2 protein-coding genes are annotated in these 18309 nt (G+C 62.8%); both read left to right on the forward strand.

Annotated elements, in window-relative coordinates:
- The first annotated feature begins 6 nt into the window (after window positions 1-6).
- Window positions 7-14157, forward strand: coding sequence for a non-ribosomal peptide synthase/polyketide synthase (locus tag BLR69_RS03205; protein ID WP_371858638.1), 14151 nt, complete (start codon window positions 7-9; stop codon window positions 14155-14157).
- Window positions 14157-18275, forward strand: coding sequence for an amino acid adenylation domain-containing protein (locus BLR69_RS03210; protein ID WP_071495283.1), 4119 nt, complete (start codon window positions 14157-14159; stop codon window positions 18273-18275). Before BLR69_RS03205 ends, BLR69_RS03210 begins: the two co-directional genes overlap by 1 nt.
- The last annotated feature ends 34 nt before the right edge of the window (window positions 18276-18309 follow it).

An 18309-nucleotide genomic window follows, 5' to 3' on the forward strand; every position in this document is an offset into this window, starting at 1 on the left:
CGTGGCGTGCAAGCATTAATCGAGTCGGTAGGGTCACTTTCGGCGCAACAGAAGAAAGCGTTGGCGGTAATGCTCAAGCAGCAAGGCATCAACCTGTTTGAGATTGCCCCGGTTTTCAAGCGTCAGGACGGTGAGCTCCTTCGACTCTCTTATGCCCAGGAGCGGCAGTGGTTTCTGTGGCAACTGGAGCCGCAGAGCACCGCTTATCACGTGCCCAGGGCGCTGCGCCTGAGCGGTGCCTTGGACGTGGCCGCATTGCAGCGCAGCTTTGATGCGCTGGTGATGCGCCATGAAAGCCTGCGCACGCATTTGCAGGAGGACGGCGACAGTGCCTTGCAGGTGATTGCCGAGCAGGCGCGGGTGCAGATCGCCGTGGTCGACGCCCGGGAGTCGCAGCTCAAGGACCTGGTGGAAGCGGAAATTGCCCAGCCGTTCGATTTGCAGCAGGGCCCGCTGTTGCGAGTCAAGCTGCTGCGCCTGGCGCCTGAGGAACATGTGCTGGTGCTGGTCCAGCATCACATCGTGTCCGATGGCTGGTCGATGCAGGTGATGGTCGACGAACTGGTCCAGCTCTACGCGGCCCATGTGCAGGGCCAGGACCTGCAATTGCCGGCCTTGCCGATTCAATACGCCGACTATGCGTTGTGGCAACGCAGCTGGATGGAGGCGGGGGAGCGCGAGCGCCAATTGGGTTACTGGACCGGCATGCTCGGTGGCGAGCAACCGGTACTGGAAATGCCGATGGACCGACCACGACCGGCGGTGCAGAGCTACCGGGGTGCGCGGCTCGACCTGACGCTCGAAGCGTCGCTGGTGGCGGGCCTCAAGCACCTGGCGCAGCGCGAAGGCGTGACGGTGTTCATGTTGCTGCTGGCGTCGTTCCAGGCCGTGTTGCATCGCTACAGCGGCCAGGGTGACATCCGCATCGGCGTGCCGGTGGCCAACCGTAACCGGGTGGAAACCGAGCGCCTGATCGGCTTTTTCGTCAATACGCAGATTCTCAAGGCCGATATCGACGGCCAGATGACCTTCCGCGAACTGCTGCAACAAACCCGGCAGCGCTCGGTAGAAGCCCAGGCGCATCAAGACTTGCCCTTCGAACAATTGGTGGAAGCGCTGCAGCCGGAGCGCAGCCTGAGCTACAACCCGTTGTTCCAGGTGATGTTCAACCACCAGACCGACACCCAGCGCAGCGGCGGCAGCGTCACCGGCCTGCACGTGCAGGGGCTGGAGTGGGAGAGCAAGACCTCGCAATTCGACCTCAACCTCGACACCCAGGAATCGGCTGAGGGCATCCAGGCGTCGTTGACTTACGCCACTGACCTGTTTGACGCGCCGGGCCTTGAGCGCTTCCTCACGCACTGGCACCGTTTGTTGCAACAGGTGGTGCTGGATTGCAACGGCCGCGTCGGCGAGCTGCCGTTGCTGGACGATGCGCAATGGCAGCAACTGGTGCACACCTGGAACAACACGCATCAGGCGGTCCCCCAGGATGTCGGGGTGCACCGCCTGCTGGAAGCCCAGACGCAGGCCCGTCCGGACGCGACAGCACTGGTCTGCAATGGCCAGTCGCTGAGCTACGCAGAACTGAACCTGCGCGCCAACCGCCTGGCCCATCGCCTACGCGCGGCCGGTGTCGGCGCGGATGTGCTGGTGGCCGTGGCGCTGGAGCGTTCGGTGGACATGGTGCTGGCGTTGCTGGCGACCCTCAAGGCGGGCGGCGCCTATGTGCCGCTCGACCCGCAGTTTCCGGCCGACCGGCTGGCGTTCATGCTCGAAGACAGCCGCGCACGTGTGCTGTTGACCGCCGGCGACCTGCACGAGCGCCTGCCGCTGGCAGCCGATCAACAGGTGCTGTTCATCAGTGAACAGGAGGACGCCCGTTACAGCAGTGACAACCCGCAGGTCGCGCTGACCGATGAGCACCTGGCGTATGTGATCTACACCTCCGGTTCCACCGGCAAGCCCAAGGGTGTGATGGTGCGCCATGGCGCCCTGAGCAGCTTTACCCAGGGCATGGCCGACACGTTGAGCATCGACGCCAAGGCGCGGTTGCTGTCGTTGACCACCTTCTCCTTCGATATTTTCGCCCTTGAACTCTATGTCCCCCTGGCGATGGGCGGCACGGTCGTGTTGGCGGACAAGCCTGTTTCCCAGGACCCCGAAGCCATCCTGAGCCTGCTGCATGAACAGGCGATCACTGTCGTGCAAGCCACGCCCTCGACCTGGCGCATGCTGCTCGACAGCGAGCGCCGTGCCGTGCTGCACGGGATCAAGTGCCTGTGCGGCGGCGAAGCGCTGCCGGCCGACCTGGCCGAGCGCATGCTGGCCCAGCAGGGCACGGTGTGGAACCTGTACGGCCCGACGGAAACCACCATCTGGTCGGCGGCTCACCCACTGGTTGAGCCGTTGCCGTTTGTGGGGCGCCCGATCGCCAACACCTCCCTGTTTATTCTCAATGCCGAACTCGCTCCGACCCCGGTCGGCGTCAGCGGCGAACTGCTGATCGGCGGTGTCGGCCTGGCCCGGGGTTATCACGGCCGGGCGGCGCTGACCGCCGAGCGCTTCGTGCCCAATCCCTTTGCCCGCAACGGTGAGCGGCTGTACCGCACCGGCGACCTGGCGCGTTATCGCGTGGATGGCGTGGTCGAGTACATCGGCCGCGTCGACCATCAGGTCAAGGTGCGCGGGTTCCGTATCGAGTTGGGGGAAATTGAGGCATGCCTGCGCGAGCTGCCGACCGTGCGCGAAGCCGCCGTCGTGGCGCAGCATGAGCAATTGCTGGCGTACCTGGTCACCCGGCAGTTGGTGTCGGACGACGAGCAAGTCACCTTGCGCGAGCAGTTCAAGGCCGCCCTGCGTGAGCAGTTGCCAGAGTACATGGTGCCGGCTCACCTGGTGTTCCTGGAGCGGATGCCCCTGACGCCCAATGGCAAGCTCGACCGCAAGGCGTTGCCCAAGCCCGATGCTGCGGCCCTGCAAAAGCGCTTTGTCGCGCCTGTCACCGAGCACGAGTGTCAGGTCGCCGCTATTTGGGCCGAGGTTCTGGGACTGCCACAGGTTGGCCTGGAAGATCACTTCTTTGAAATCGGCGGGCATTCCCTGTTGGCCACGCGGGTGATGTCCCGCGTACGCCAGGCACTGGGCATTGATGCGCCCTTGAAAGGCCTGTTCGAACAGCCCGTGCTTGGCCGTTTCGTGCAGGCGTTGTCAGGTAAAACGCTGGACTTGCCGCCGATCCCGCGGTTGCCACGTGATCAACCCCTGGCGCTGTCCTATGCCCAGGAGCGCCAGTGGTTCCTTTGGCAGCTGGAGCCGCAGAGCACCGCCTATCACATACCGGCGGCCCTGCGTTTGCGGGGTGCATTGGACCTTCATGCCCTGCAACGTAGCTTCGATGAGCTGCTTGAACGCCATGAAACCCTGCGCACGGTGTTTGCCGTCGATGGCGAGCGTACGGTACAGCGGGTCGCGGCTGCGACCGCGTTTCTGATCGACAGTGAGACCTTGCACAGCGATGAGCCGGGCACCTTGAAGGCCCGGGTCGAAGCAGAGATCGCCCGTCCATTTGACTTGTGCCAAGGCCCGCTGCTGCGGGTCAAGCTGTTGCGCCTGGCCGCGGATGATCATGTGCTGGTGTTGGTCCAGCATCACATCATCTCCGACGCCTGGTCGATGGAGGTGATGGTCGATGAGTTGGTGCACGCTTATGCCGCGTTCAGCCTGGGTATGGCACCCCAGTTGCCGGCATTGCCGGTTCAGTATGCCGATTACGCGGTGTGGCAGCGTGGCTGGATGGAAGCGGGCGAGCAGGATCGTCAGCTGACCTATTGGCGTGAGCGCCTGGCCGGCGAGCAGCCGGTATTGGAACTGCCATTGGATCATCCTCGCCCGGCGGTACAAAGCCATCGCGGCGCACGCCTGGACCTGGAGCTCGATGCAGCGCTGGCAAGCGAGTTGCAGGTTTTCGCCCAGCGCCAGGGTGCGACCTTGTTCATGGTGTTGCTGGCATCGTTCCAGGCCTTGTTGTATCGCTACAGCGGCCAATCGGACATTCGTGTCGGCGTGCCGATTGCCAACCGCAACCGGGTCGAGATCGAGAAACTCATCGGCTTCTTCGTCAATACCCAGGTGCTCAAGGCCGATATTACCGGCGAGCTGTCGTTTGCCCAATTGCTCCAGCAGGTCAAGCAAGTGGCTCTTGATGCGCAGGCACATCAGGACCTGCCGTTCGAACAGTTGGTGGAGGCGTTGCAGCCCGAACGCAGCCTGAGCCATAGCCCGTTGTTCCAGGTGATGTTCAACCACCAGTCCGACGCGCGCGGCGAAACGGGCGTGCAGTCGATTCCGGGAATGCAGGTCGAGGGCCTGGCATGGGATAGCCATACCGCGCACTTTGACTTGAGCCTGGATACCCAGGCGTCCGAAGATGGGCTTTGGGCGTCGCTGACCTATGCGACGGACCTGTTCGAGGCGGCTACCATCGGGCGCTTGGCCCAGCATTGGCTTGGCCTGTTGCGTGCTGTGATAAAGGCACCGACCCAGCGAATTGCCCACTTGCCGGTACTGGCGCCGGAAGAACAACACGCACTGCAACAGGACTGGAACGCCAGCGGTCCGGCAGCGGCCTGGCAGGCCGGTGTCCATCGTTTGTTCGAGGCTCAAGTGCTGCAACGCCCGCAAGCGGTGGCGCTGGTACTCGCTGACACGTCGCTGACCTATGAGGCACTCAACCGGCAAGCCAACCGTCTGGCGCGCTGCCTGGTGGAGCAGGGCGTGGGGCCGGAGGTGCTGGTGGGGGTCGCAGTAGAGCGATCCTTCGCCATGGTGATCAGCCTGCTGGCGGTACTCAAGGCCGGCGGCGCCTATGTGCCGCTTGACCCGCAATACCCACGCGAACGCCTGGCACATATGCTTGGAGACAGTGGCGTAGGGCTGGTGTTGACCCAGTCTCAGGTGCCGATTGCGTTGCCCGAAGGGATCGCCGCGCTGGCAATTGATACGGCCCCTCTGGCGGAATATGCCGAGGACAACCTCGATGGAGCGGTCAGCCCGCACAACCTCGCCTATGTGATCTATACCTCCGGCTCGACTGGAAAACCCAAGGGCGTGGCGATCGACCATGGTGCCTTGAGCGAATTCGCAAGCATTGCCGCCGGTTATTCCAAGCTGACCGAGGATGACCGCGTACTGCAGTTCGCGACCCTGAACTTCGACGGCTTCGTCGAACAGCTGTACCCGGCGCTGACCCACGGCGCCGCCGTGATCCTGCGTGGCCCGGAACTATGGGACAGCGGGCGGCTGTACCGCGAGATCCTGCAACAGGGCATCACCCTGGCCGACCTGCCGACCGCTTACTGGAACCTGTTCCTGCTTGACTGCCTGGCGGCCGGGCCGCGTACCTATGGCGCCCTGCGGCAAGTGCATATCGGCGGCGAAGCCATGCCACTGGACGGTCCCGCACAATGGTTGCGTGCGGGCCTGGGGCATGTGCGGCTGCTCAACACTTACGGGCCGACCGAGGCCACCGTGGTCTCCAGTGTGCTGGACTGCACCTCGGGCGATGAAGTCATTGGCGCCACCGCCAGCCCGATTGGTCGCTCCCTGTCGGGGCGTGCCTTGTATGTGCTGGATCGCGATCTCAACCTCGCGCCGTTGGGCGCCGTGGGCGAGTTGTATATCGGCAGCGCCTGCGGCCTGGCGCGCGCTTACCTGAACCGTCCGTTGCTGACGGCCGAACGCTTTGTCGCAGATCCTTTCAGCAATCATGGCGGGCGCCTTTACCGCACCGGGGACTTGGCGCGTTACCGTGCCGACGGCGTGATCGAATACGTCGGGCGGGTCGATCATCAAGTGAAGATCCGCGGTTTCCGTATTGAACTGGGTGAAATCGAAGCCCTGTTACTTGCCCAGGCCAGTGTTCGTGAAGCCGTGGTGTTGGCGGTCGACAACCAGTTGCTGGCGTACCTGGTGGCCAAACAACCGGATGCTGGCGTATTGGGCGAGACGCTCAAAGCGGTCCTGCGCGAGCAACTGCCGGACTATATGGTACCGGCGCACCTGATATTCCTTGAACGTCTGCCGCTGAACCCCAACGGCAAGCTGGATCGCCACGCACTGCCGCGACCGGATGCGAGCCTCTCATTGCAAAACTGGGTCGCGCCGGTCAGCGTGCTCGAGGTGCAAGTAGCAGCGATCTGGGCGGATATCCTCGGCGTGGAGCGCGTCGGTCTGACGGATCACTTCTTCGAGCTAGGCGGGCACTCGCTGCTGGCCATGCAGGTGGCGTCGCGACTGCGCCAGGCGCTGGCACTGGAAGTGCCGCTCAAGGTGTTGTTCGAACAACCCCGCCTGCAAGGATTTGTCGCCGCGTTGCTCGCCCTTGAAGCGAGTGAGGGCGCTCAAGCGCCCTCGCTGGTTCCCGTCGCACGAGACGGTGGTTTGCCGCTGTCGTATGCCCAGGAGCGGCAGTGGTTTCTCTGGCAACTGGACCCAGACAGTGCCGCTTACCACGTGCCCAGCGCGCTACGCCTGAAAGGCCCGTTGGATGAAGCCGCGTTGCAACACAGTTTTGACCGCCTGGTGGCGCGTCATGAGAGCCTGCGCACCCTGCTGCGTCAGGAAAACCATGGCACGGTGCAAGTCGTGGGTGAGCCGGCGCCTGTCGCAATCATTCGCAGTGACGTGCTGGAGGCTGACCTACAGGCTACTGTGGAAGCGAAGATTGCGCGCACGTTCAACCTGGAGCAGGGCCCGCTACTGCGTGTTGATCTGCTGCGCATTGCCGAGGACGACCATGTATTGGTGCTGGTGCAGCACCATATCGTTTCCGATGGCTGGTCGATGCAAGTCATGGTCGATGAACTGGTGCAGCTTTACGGTGCGTTCAGCCAGGGCCGGGACCTGCAATTGCCTGCATTGCCGATTCAATATGCCGACTATGCCGTGTGGCAGCGCGACTGGATGGACGCTGGCGAAAAAGAGCGTCAACTCGGCTACTGGCGCGACCTGCTGGCCGGTGAGCAACCGGTGCTCGAATTGCCATTCGACTTCCAGCGTCCGGCGGAACAAAGCCATCGAGGCGCGCGTTTGCATGTGGCGTTGCCGGCTGCGCTGGTGTCCGACCTGAACGCCCTGGCCCAGCGCGAAGGCGTGACAATGTTCATGTTGCTGCTGGCGTCGTTCCAGACCCTGCTGCATCGCTACAGCGGCCAGGAAGACATCCGTGTCGGCGTGCCGATTGCCAACCGCAACCGTGTTGAAACCGAACGACTCATTGGCTTCTTCGTCAATACCCAGGTGCTCAAGGCCGATATCGATGGGCAAACCACCGTTACCCAGTTGCTGCAACAGGTCAAGCAGCGTGCGCTGGACGCCCAGGCCCATCAGGACCTGCCGTTCGAGCAACTGGTGGAGGCACTGCAACCCGAGCGCAGCCTGAGTCTGAACCCGTTGTTCCAAGTGATGTTCAACCATCAGGCGGCCAGCCGCCAAGCCTTCACGGAGCACGCGTCGAGCGAATTGCGCGTCGAAGGGCTGGCGTGGAACAGCCAAACCGCGCATTTCGACCTTGACCTGGATGTCCACGAGTGGGGCGAGGGGCTGAGTGCTTCCCTGGGGTATGCCACTGATCTGTTTGCCCCAGCCACGATTGAACGCATGGCCGGCCACTGGCAGAACCTGTTGCAGGCGATGGTCGCCGATCAACAGCAACCCATCAGCCAACTCAACCTGCTGGGCCAGGATGAGCAACAACGCATCCTCCGGCTGTGGAACCAGACCGACGCGGGCTTCTCGGCCGAGCGCCTGGTGCACCAATTGGTGGCCGACCGCGCCCGGGAAAACCCGGATGCAGTCGCCGTGAAATTCGACGCGCAAACCCTGAGCTACGGCGAACTGGACCGCCAGGCCAACCGCCTGGCCCATGCGCTGATCGCCCGTGGCGTCGGCCCGGAAGTGCGCGTGGCGATTGCCATGCCGCGCAGTGCCGAGATCATGGTGGCGTTCCTTGCGGTGATGAAAGCCGGTGGCGTCTACGTGCCGCTGGATATCGAATACCCGCGTGATCGCCTGCTGTACATGATGCAGGACAGTCGTGCGAAATTGCTGCTGACCCACACCAGCGCGTTGCAGCAATTGCCGATTCCCGAGGGTCTGGACAGCCTGGCGATTGATCGCACCGAGGAGTGGTCTGGTTACAGCGACACGGCGCCTGATGTGAAACTGGACGGCGACAACCTCGCCTATGTGATCTATACATCCGGTTCCACGGGCCTGCCCAAGGGCGTGGCGGTATCCCACGGTCCGCTGGTGGCCCATATCATCGCCACCGGCGAGCGTTATGAAACCTCGCCCGCCGATTGCGAACTGCACTTCATGTCGTTTGCCTTCGACGGCTCCCATGAAGGCTGGATGCACCCGCTGATCAACGGCGCCAGTGTGTTGATCCGCGATGACAGCCTGTGGCTGCCGGAATACACCTACCAGCAAATGCACCGCCACAACGTGACCATGGCGGTGTTCCCGCCGGTGTACCTGCAACAGTTGGCCGAGCATGCCGAGCGTGACGGCAACCCGCCGAAGGTGCGCGTGTACTGCTTCGGTGGTGATGCCGTTGCCCAAGCCAGCTACGACCTGGCCTGGCGCGCACTCAAGCCGACCTATCTGTTCAACGGCTACGGCCCGACGGAAACGGTGGTCACGCCATTGCTGTGGAAAGCGCGCAAGGGCGACCCATGCGGCGCGGTCTACGCCCCGATTGGCACATTGCTGGGCAATCGCAATGGCTACGTGCTGGACTCGCAACTCAACCTGCAACCTATAGGCGTAGCCGGTGAGCTGTACCTGGGCGGCGAAGGCGTGGCCCGTGGGTATCTTGAGCGCCCGGCATTGACCGCCGAACGCTTTGTGCCGGACCCGTTCGGCAAGCCCGGCAGCCGTGCCTACCGCAGTGGCGACCTGACCCGTGGCCGCCCGGATGGCGTGGTGGATTACCTCGGGCGCGTCGACCATCAGGTAAAAATCCGTGGTTTCCGTATCGAACTGGGTGAAATCGAAGCGCGTCTGCGCGAACAGGACAACGTCGGCGAAACCGTAGTGGTGGCCCAGGACGGCCCTACAGGTAAACAGCTGGTGGCCTATGTGGTGCCGGCAGATGCTGACCTGGCGGACCAGGCCGAGTGGCGCGACACCCTGCGCCGGGCCCTGAAAACCCGCCTGCCGGATTACATGGTGCCGACCTATTTCATGTTCCTGGCACAGATGCCGCTGACGCCCAACGGCAAGCTTGATCGCAAAGGGCTGCCGCAGCCGGACGCGAGCCAGATGCAACAGGCCTATGTGGCACCGCGCAGCGAGCTGGAGCAAAAAATCGCCGGCCTGTGGGCCGACGTACTGCGTCTGCCGCGGGTCGGTTTGAACGACAACTTCTTTGAGTTGGGCGGCGACTCGATCATCTCGATCCAAGTGGTCAGCCGAGCGCGGCAGGCCGGTATCCGCTTCACGCCCAAGGACCTGTTCCAGCACCAGACCGTCCAGAGCCTGGCCGGCGTCGCCCAGATCGGCGGGCAAGGGCTGGTTATTGAACAAGGACCGGCCACGGGCGAAGCGCTGCTGCTGCCGATCCATCAGTACTTCTTCCAGGAAGAGATTGCCGAACGCCATCACTGGAACCAATCCGTGGTCTTGCGCCCTGGCGAGCGTCTGGAGGGTGCGCGATTGAGCGCAGCACTGGCAGCGCTGGTGACGCACCATGATGCGTTGCGCCTGAGCTTTACCCTTCAACCAACGGGCTGGCAGGCTCATTATCGCGCGGTTGAATCACAGGACAGCCTGCTCTGGCAAACTTCCCTGGATAACATCGAGGCACTTGAGGCGCTGGGCCTGGAGGCGCAGCGCAGCCTGGACCTGGCAGGCGGGCCGATGCTGCGAGCGGTGCTGGTCGAATTGCCGGACGCATCGCAACGTGTGTTGCTGGTGATCCATCACCTGGTGGTGGACGGTGTATCGTGGCGGATTCTGCTGGAGGACCTGCAAACTGCCTACACCCAGGTGCAGTCCGGGCAAGCCGTGGAACTGCCGGTCAAGACCAGTTCCACCCAGGCGTGGGCAAAGCGCTTGCAAACCCATGCACAGAGCCCGGCGTTGCAGGAAGAACTGCGTTTCTGGCAGGCGCAATTGCAAGGCGCCGATGCCGGCTTGCCGTGTGACAACCCCCAGGGCAGCCTGCGCAATTCGCTGGCCCTTACCGTGGGCACGCACCTTGACTCGTCCTACACCCGACGCCTGCTGCAAGAGGCTCCGTCGGCTTATCGCACGCAGATCAATGACCTGTTGTTGACCGCCTTGTCCCGCGTCATCACGCGTTGGACGGGGGGTGATTCACTGCTGGTCAAGCTGGAAGGGCACGGCCGCGAGGACTTGTTCGATGATGTCGATCTCACCCGTACGGTCGGCTGGTTCACCAGCATGTATCCGCTGGCGCTGACACCGGCGCAAAGCCTGGCCGACTCAATCAAGGGCATCAAGGAGCAACTGCGCGCGGTCCCGGACAAAGGCCTGGGCTTTGGCGCACTGCGCTACCTGGGCGATGAGCCGGCCCGTGAGGCGTTGGGCGGTCTGGCGCAACCGCGCATCACGTTCAACTATCTCGGCCAGTTCGATGGCAGCTTCGAGGACGACACCGAGCAGGCATTCTTCACCCCGACGGGTGAACGCGCCGGCTCTGACCAGAGCGAGCACGCGTTGCTGGGCAACTGGCTGGAAATCAACGGCCAGGTGTTTGGCGGTGAGTTGAACCTGAGCTGGAGCTTCAGCCGTGAGATGTTCAGCGAGGCGACCATACAAGGTTTGGCCGACGCCTATGCACAGGAGCTCAAAAACCTCATCGAACATTGCTGTGCGTCGACCCAGCAAGGTGTGACGCCTTCGGACTTCCCGCTGGCCGGGCTCAGCCAGGTGCAGTTGGATCAGTTCGCATTGGCTGGCGCCGATGATGTGTACCCGCTGTCGCCCATGCAGCAAGGCATGTTGTTCCATGCGCTGTACGAACCGCAGGCCGGTGACTACGTCAACCAGATGCGTGTGGATGTGGACGGGCTGGACATTCCGCGTTTCCGCGCAGCCTGGCAGGCTGCGCTGGACAACCATGACATCCTGCGTACCGGTTTTATCTGGCATGGCGACCTCGGTGAGCCGTTGCAAGTGGTGCATCGCGATGCCCAACTGCCGTTTATCGAAATCGAGTGCCCTGAAGGTGACGATCAGCAACAGCGGCTGGACCATCTCGCCGACGCGCAACGCTTGCAGGGGTTCAATCTGGAGATGCCGCCACTGGTGCGTATCGCGCTGGCGCATACCGGGCCGCAACGCTGCCACCTGATCTACACCAGCCACCATATCCTGATGGACGGCTGGAGCAACTCCCAACTGCTCGGTGAGGTGCTGGAACGTTACGCCGGCCATGTGCCGCAGGCTCAGGTTGCACGTTACCGCGACTTTATCGCCTGGTTGCAAGCGCAGGACAAATCCTTGCGCGAAGCGTTCTGGAAGACCCAATTGGCCAATCTGGAGGAGCCGACGCGTTTGTTCCAGGCACTGCCGCGCACCCGGGATCTGCACGCGTCCGGGCTGGGTGAGCATGCCCATGAGCTGGATGCCGCGCAGATGGCCCGGATCAAGGCGTTTGCCCAGGGGCAGAAAATAACCCTCAATACCCTGGTGCAATCCGCCTGGTTGTTGCTGCTGCAACGCTACACCGGCCAGGACACAGTAGCCTTCGGCGCAACCGTGTCAGGGCGCCCCGCAGACCTGCGTGGCGTGGAGCAACAAGTCGGGCTGTTCATCAACACCTTGCCGGTGGTGGCAACCCCACGGCCAGACATGCCTGTGTCGCAATGGATGCAACAGATCCAGCAACAGAACCTTGCGCTGCGCGAACAGGAGCACACACCGTTGTTCGAACTGCAGCGCTGGGCCGGGTTGGGCGGCGAAGCGTTGTTCGACACTATCCTGGTGTTCGAGAACTACCCGGTGTCGGAGGTGCTGGAGCAGGGCGCGCCCCAAGGTGTGCGCTTTGGCAGCGTAAGCAGCCGCGAGCAGACACACTATCCGTTGTCGATTGCCGTCGGTGTGGGCGACACCCTGACATTGCACTACAGCTATGACCGCAGCGAAGTGGATGCGCCGACGGTCGAGCGCCTCAATCGGCACCTGCTGCACCTGTTGACGGAGCTGGTCACCCAACCGCAGGCGGCCCTGGCGCAACTGACGCTGTTGACGGAACCCGAGCACCTCGACCTGATGGCGCTGGGCAACGGGCTGGTCGATGCGCATCCATGCAGCCTTGTCCAGCAGCAGTTCGAACAACAGGTGCGCCGCACGCCGCACGCCACGGCCGTGGTGTTTGGCGAGCAGTCGTTGACCTACGAGGCGTTGAACCGGCGCGCCAATCGCCTGGCTCACGGGCTGATCAGGCAGGGGGTGGGGCCTGACGCTCTGGTGGGTATCGCGCTGGAGCGGTCCTTTGACATGTTGGCCGGGCTGCTGGCCATTCTCAAGGCGGGCGGTGCGTACGTACCACTGGACACTGACTACCCTGAAGAGCGCCTGGCCTACATGCTCAAGGACAGTGGCGTGAAGTGGCTGCTGACCCGCTCCGACCTGAACCTGCCACTGGCCGATGGCGTGCAGTGCCTGAGCCTGGAGGGCGAGCAGGCGTGGTTGAGTGAGGGCGACGAGTCTGATCCTGGGGTCACCGTGAACGGCCAGAACCTCATGTACGTGATTTACACCTCGGGCACCACCGGTAACCCGAAAGGCGTGGGCGTGACGCACGAAGCCTTGGCCGAGCGCCTGCACTGGATGCAGCAGACCTACGCGCTGCAGGCCGACGACGTGCTGCTGCAAAAGGCACCGATGAGTTTTGACGTGTCGGTGTGGGAGTGTTTCTGGCCGTTGATCAGCGGCAGTCGCTTGGTCATCGCAGCGCCGGGCGAACACCGCGATCCGGTGCGCCTGATGGAGCTGATCCAGGCGTATGGTGTGACGACGCTGCATTTCGTCCCATCGCTGCTGCAACTGTTCATGGACACACCGGGCGTCGCCCGGTGCCACAGTATCCGCAGGTTGTTCTCCGGCGGGGAAGCACTGACGGCCGAGCTGCGCGATCAGATCCTGCGCACCCTGCCTGCCGTTGTGCTGCACAACCGCTATGGGCCGACTGAAACGACCATCAATGCCACCTGGTGGCCATGCTCCCTGGACGATGGCGCCCGTTCGCCGATCGGCCGACCCTTGGGCAATGTGATCTGCCGAGTCTTGGATGGTGACCTGAACCCGGTCCCTGTGGGGGTTGCCGGCGAGCTGTGCGTGGGAGGCGTTGGCTTGGCGCGTGGTTATCTCGGGCGGCCAGGGTTGTCGGCAGAGCGCTTTGTCGCCGACCCGTCCGGCAGTGCGGGCTCGCGCCTGTATCGCACCGGCGACCGGGTGCGCTTGGCCGAGGATGGAGCGTTGGAATACCTGGGGCGCTTGGATCATCAGATCAAGATTCGCGGCTTCCGTGTGGAGCTGGAAGAAATCCAGGCCCTGGTCGTGCGCCAGGCGGGCGTGATCCAGGCCGAAGTGGTGCTGCGCCAGGGCAGTGGCGGCGGCCAATTGATTGGCTACTACGTCGCTCATCCCTCGGCGCCGGACGCGGCCGAGCATGGGCAGGCGCTGCGCAACACTCTGCTGGCGCAATTGCCGGACTACATGGTACCCAAGCAGTTCGTGCGCCTCTCGCACATGCCGTTGAGCCCCAGTGGCAAGTTGGACCGCAAGGCCTTGCCTGAGCCCGACAGCCAAATCACCCAGGGCGAATACGTGGCGCCCCGCAGTGACCTGGAAAAACAACTGGCAGCGATCTGGCAGGATGTGCTGGACGTTGAGCAAGTGGGCTTGAACGACAACTTCTTCGAACTGGGCGGGCATTCGCTGTTGGTGATCAATGTGATGTCGCGCATTCAGTTGGAACTGGGCGCGAAGATCAGTGTGCATGAGCTGTTCCAGCATGCCGTACTCAAGCAACTGGCAGAGCATCTGCAGGGGCAGGGGGCAGGTGTCAGCACCGAGAAACTGTCGTTCCTCGACTCACTCCTAGACGAAATGGAGCAGCTGTAATGGACGACCAGATGGCGCACAAGATCATGAAGCGCTTTATCGGGCTGCCGCTTGAACAGCGCAAGGTCTACCTGCAGCGGATGCTGCAGGAAGGTGTTTCGCCGGCCAACCTGCCAATCCCGCAGGTTCGCCTTGAAGCAACCGCCCTGAGACTCTCTTATGCACAAGAACGCCAATGGTTTCTCTGGCAACTGGATCCGCAAAGCGCGGCGTATCACATCCCCAGCGCCCTGCGGCTCAAAGGCTGCCTCGATCTCGAAGCGCTACAGAAGAGCTTCGAGCACCTGATCGCCCGGCATGAGAGTTTGCGCACGCGGTTCCGGCAGGTGGGTGAGGATGTGCAGCAGGAGGTCCAGGCCGATTGCCGTGTGGTGTTGGTGCCCGAAACGATTGATGAAAGCCAGTTGCAGACGCGCGTCGAGCAGGCCATTGAGCAACCCTTCGACCTGGAGCAGGGCCCGCTGTTGCGCATGACCCTCCTGCGTCTGGCAGAGCAGGAACACGTGCTGGTTCTGGTGCAGCATCACATCATTTCTGATGGTGGTTCGATGCAGGTGATGGTGGCAGACGTGGTGCAGGCCTATACGGCCTACAGCCAGGGTCGCGAGTTTGAATTGCCCACCTTGCCGATTCAGTACGCGGACTATGCCATCTGGCAGCGAAGCTGGATGGAGGCGGGCGAGAAGGAGCGCCAGTTGGCCTATTGGCGCGACCTGCTGGGCGGCGATCAGCCGGTGCTGGAACTGCCTCTGGACCGGCCACGTCCTGCCGTGCAGAGCTATCGTGGTGCATCCCTGGACTTGAGCCTGAACGGCCAATTGGCAGCGGGTGTCAGGGCCTTGGCCCAACGTGAAGGTGCAACCAGCTTCATGGTGCTGCTGGCGTCGTTCCAGGTGTTGTTGCATCGCTACAGCGGGCAACGGGACATCCGGGTCGGTGTGCCGACGGCCAACCGTAATCGTGTGGAAACGCAGCGGCTGGTCGGGTTTTTCGTCAATACCCAGGTGCTGAAAGCCGAGCTGGATGAGCAGACCACTGTTCTTGCACTGCTGCGTCAGACTCGTCAGCGCGTGCTGGAGGCCCAGGCCCATCAGGATCTGCCGTTTGAACAACTGGTGGAAGCGCTTCGCCCGGAACGCAGCTTGAGTTACAGCCCGTTGTTCCAGGTCATGTTCAATCATCAGAACCGCGGCGCTGGCAGTGCAAGCGAGCCGACAGGGTCTGGCCTTGTGCTGGAAGGCCTGGATTGGGAGAGCCGTACGGCCCAGTTCGACCTGAGCTTGAACGTCGCCGAGGATGCTTCGGGCATCCAGGCATCCTTTGGCTACGCGACCGACCTGTTCGAAGCCGCCACTGTGGAGCGTATGGCGCATCACTGGCAACGACTGTTGCACGCCATGATCGCCACGCCTGACGCCTTGGTGGAGAGGCTACCCATGCTGGAGGCGGATGAGCGTCGCCAGATGGTGGTGGACTGGAATGCCACGGCCACCGATTACCCCCTTGAAGCAGCCGTGCATCAACGTTTCGAAGCGCACGTCGCGCTCAAGCCTGACGCGTGCGCACTGGTGTTTGGTGCACAGCAATTGAACTACGCGGCATTGAACGCCCGTGCCAACCGCCTGGCCCATGCCTTGATCGAGCGCGGCGTTGGCCCGGACAGTCTGGTAGGCGTGGCGATGGAGCGCTCGGTGGAGATGGTGGTCGGCCTGTTGGCCGTGCTCAAGGCCGGGGGGGCCTACGTCCCCGTGGACCCTGACTACCCCGAGGAGCGTCAGGCTTATATGCTCGATGACAGTGCAGTCAGCCTGCTGCTGAGTCAGTCACACTTGCGCCTGCCCTCACCTGAGGGCGTACAGCGTATTGACCTGGACCTCGATGAACACTGGCTCCATGGCTACAGCGATGCCAACCCTGAAGTGCCTGTCAGCGGCGAAAACCTGGCGTATGTGATCTACACCTCCGGCTCCACCGGTAAACCCAAGGGGGCGGGGAACAGTCACGCGGCCTTGGCAAACCGCTTGTGCTGGATGCAACAGGTCTATGCATTGGATGCCAGTGACACGGTGTTGCAGAAGACGCCGTTCAGTTTTGACGTGTCGGTATGGGAGTTCTTCTGGCCCTTGCTCAGTGGCGCTCGCTTGGTCATGGCGGCGCCTGGCGATCACCGCGACCCGGCGAAGCTGGTGGAGGTGATCACACGTGAAGGTGTCACGACGCTGCACTTTGTGCCTTCGATGTTGCAAGCCTTCCTGCAGGATAGACAGGTCGGCACCTGCAGCAGTGTGCAGCGCATTATCTGCAGCGGCGAAGCACTCCCGGTGGACGCGCAGCAACAGGTGTTCGCGAAACTGCCCAAAGCCGATGTGTACAACCTCTATGGCCCTACGGAAGCTGCGATTGACGTGACCAGTTGGCACTGCGTCGACGAAGGCAAGGACACGGTGCCCATCGGCAAGCCCATTGCCAACCTCGGCTGCCATATCCTGGACGCAAACCTGGAACCCGTGCCGATCGGAGTGCTGGGTGAGTTGTACCTGGCAGGCAAGGGGCTGGCGCGCGGGTATCACCGTCGGCCACTGCTGACCGCCGAACGCTTTGTCGCCAGCCCATTCGGCGCCGGCGAGCGTATGTACCGGACCGGGGACCTGGCGCGGTATCGTCCTGACGGGGTGATCGAGTACGCCGGGCGTATCGACCACCAAGTCAAATTGCGCGGGCTGCGTATCGAATTGGGTGAAATCGAGGCGCGCCTGCTTGAGCATCCGTGGGTGCGCGAGACGGCAGTGTTGGCGTTGGACGGTACGCAACTGGTCGGTTATGTGGTGCTCGACACTCCGTCTTCGCACTGGCGTGAAACCCTCGCTGCGCATCTGTCGACCCATTTGCCGCTCTTTATGGTGCCTGCCCAGTGGGTGTTGTTGGAGGCCATGCCACTGAGCCCCAACGGCAAACTGGAACGCAAGGCGCTGCCGCGTCCTGAGGCCGGCAGCCAACAGCGTGGCTACGTTGCGCCGCACACGGCACTGCAAGTGCAGATTGCACAGGTCTGGCAGGATGTCCTGGGCGTCGAGCGGGTGGGGCTTGACGACAACTTTTTCGAACTGGGCGGGCATTCGCTGCTGCTGCTGGTGGTTAAAGAGCGTCTCGCCGTTCAATGCGGGCTGGCGCTCACGGTCAGCCAACTGATGACGCGCCCGACGGTCAGGGCGCTGGCGGATGGTACGCCGACGGACTCGCGGCAGTCGTCGATCGTTGACTTGAATGGCCGCAAGGGCGGGCCTTCCTTGTTCCTGTTTCACCCAAGCTTTGGTTCAGTGCATTGTTACAAGGCCATTGGCTTGGCGTTGCGTGAGGACATGCCGGTACAGGGCGTGGTCTGTCGTGCGTTGCTCGACCCGCAAAACCAAGTGCCTACATGGGATGCCATGGTGTCGGACTACGCAGAGCAGATTCTGGCGAGCCAACCGGAGGGGCCGTATTACCTGGGCGGGTGGTCGCTGGGCGGGAACCTTGCGCTGCAGGTGGCTGCCTATCTGGAAGCACAGGGCGGCGCAGTGGCGTTCCTGGGGTGCATCGATGCGCCTCCACCGTGGCACGTCAAAGCGTTCTGGGACAGGGATAAAACCTCGCAGCCCGTGGCCGAACTCTCCGGCTCAGGCGACAAGCGTGTGGAGTTGCTGACGGTGATGTTCCCAGAGTCAGCGCAGGCTATTACGCACGCCTGGCGGGATATCGAGTACTCCGATGCGACTGCGGAGCAACGGTGGGAGGCGCTCTGTGCGTGGGCACAGGTGGCTTTGGGTGAAGGAATTGCCAGTCTGCGCAACGAATTGCAACAAGGCGGAGAGCTGGACGTTTCCTGGGCGTTGAAGCGCACGCTGGATGAGCGCTTGAAGGACGCGGCTTACGCACCTCTTGATGCGCCGGTCAGTTGCTGGTGGGCGGCGCAAAGCAAGTCCCTGCAGGACCGCCAGGTTATCTGCACGGCGCTGGAGGAGGGGATCGGTCACGAAGTCGCGGCGTCGGTGGTTCTTGACACAACCCATGATCGAATCGTCGATAACCCCGAGTTCATTGCGTCGTTCGTGGCGTCTGTAAAGGCGGCCGGGCACTAAGCCCGGCCAACCTTTTCAGCTCTGGACACCGGCC

The sequence above is a fragment of the Pseudomonas azotoformans genome, from assembly GCF_900103345.1.
In the GTDB taxonomy this organism is placed as follows: domain Bacteria; phylum Pseudomonadota; class Gammaproteobacteria; order Pseudomonadales; family Pseudomonadaceae; genus Aquipseudomonas; species Aquipseudomonas azotoformans.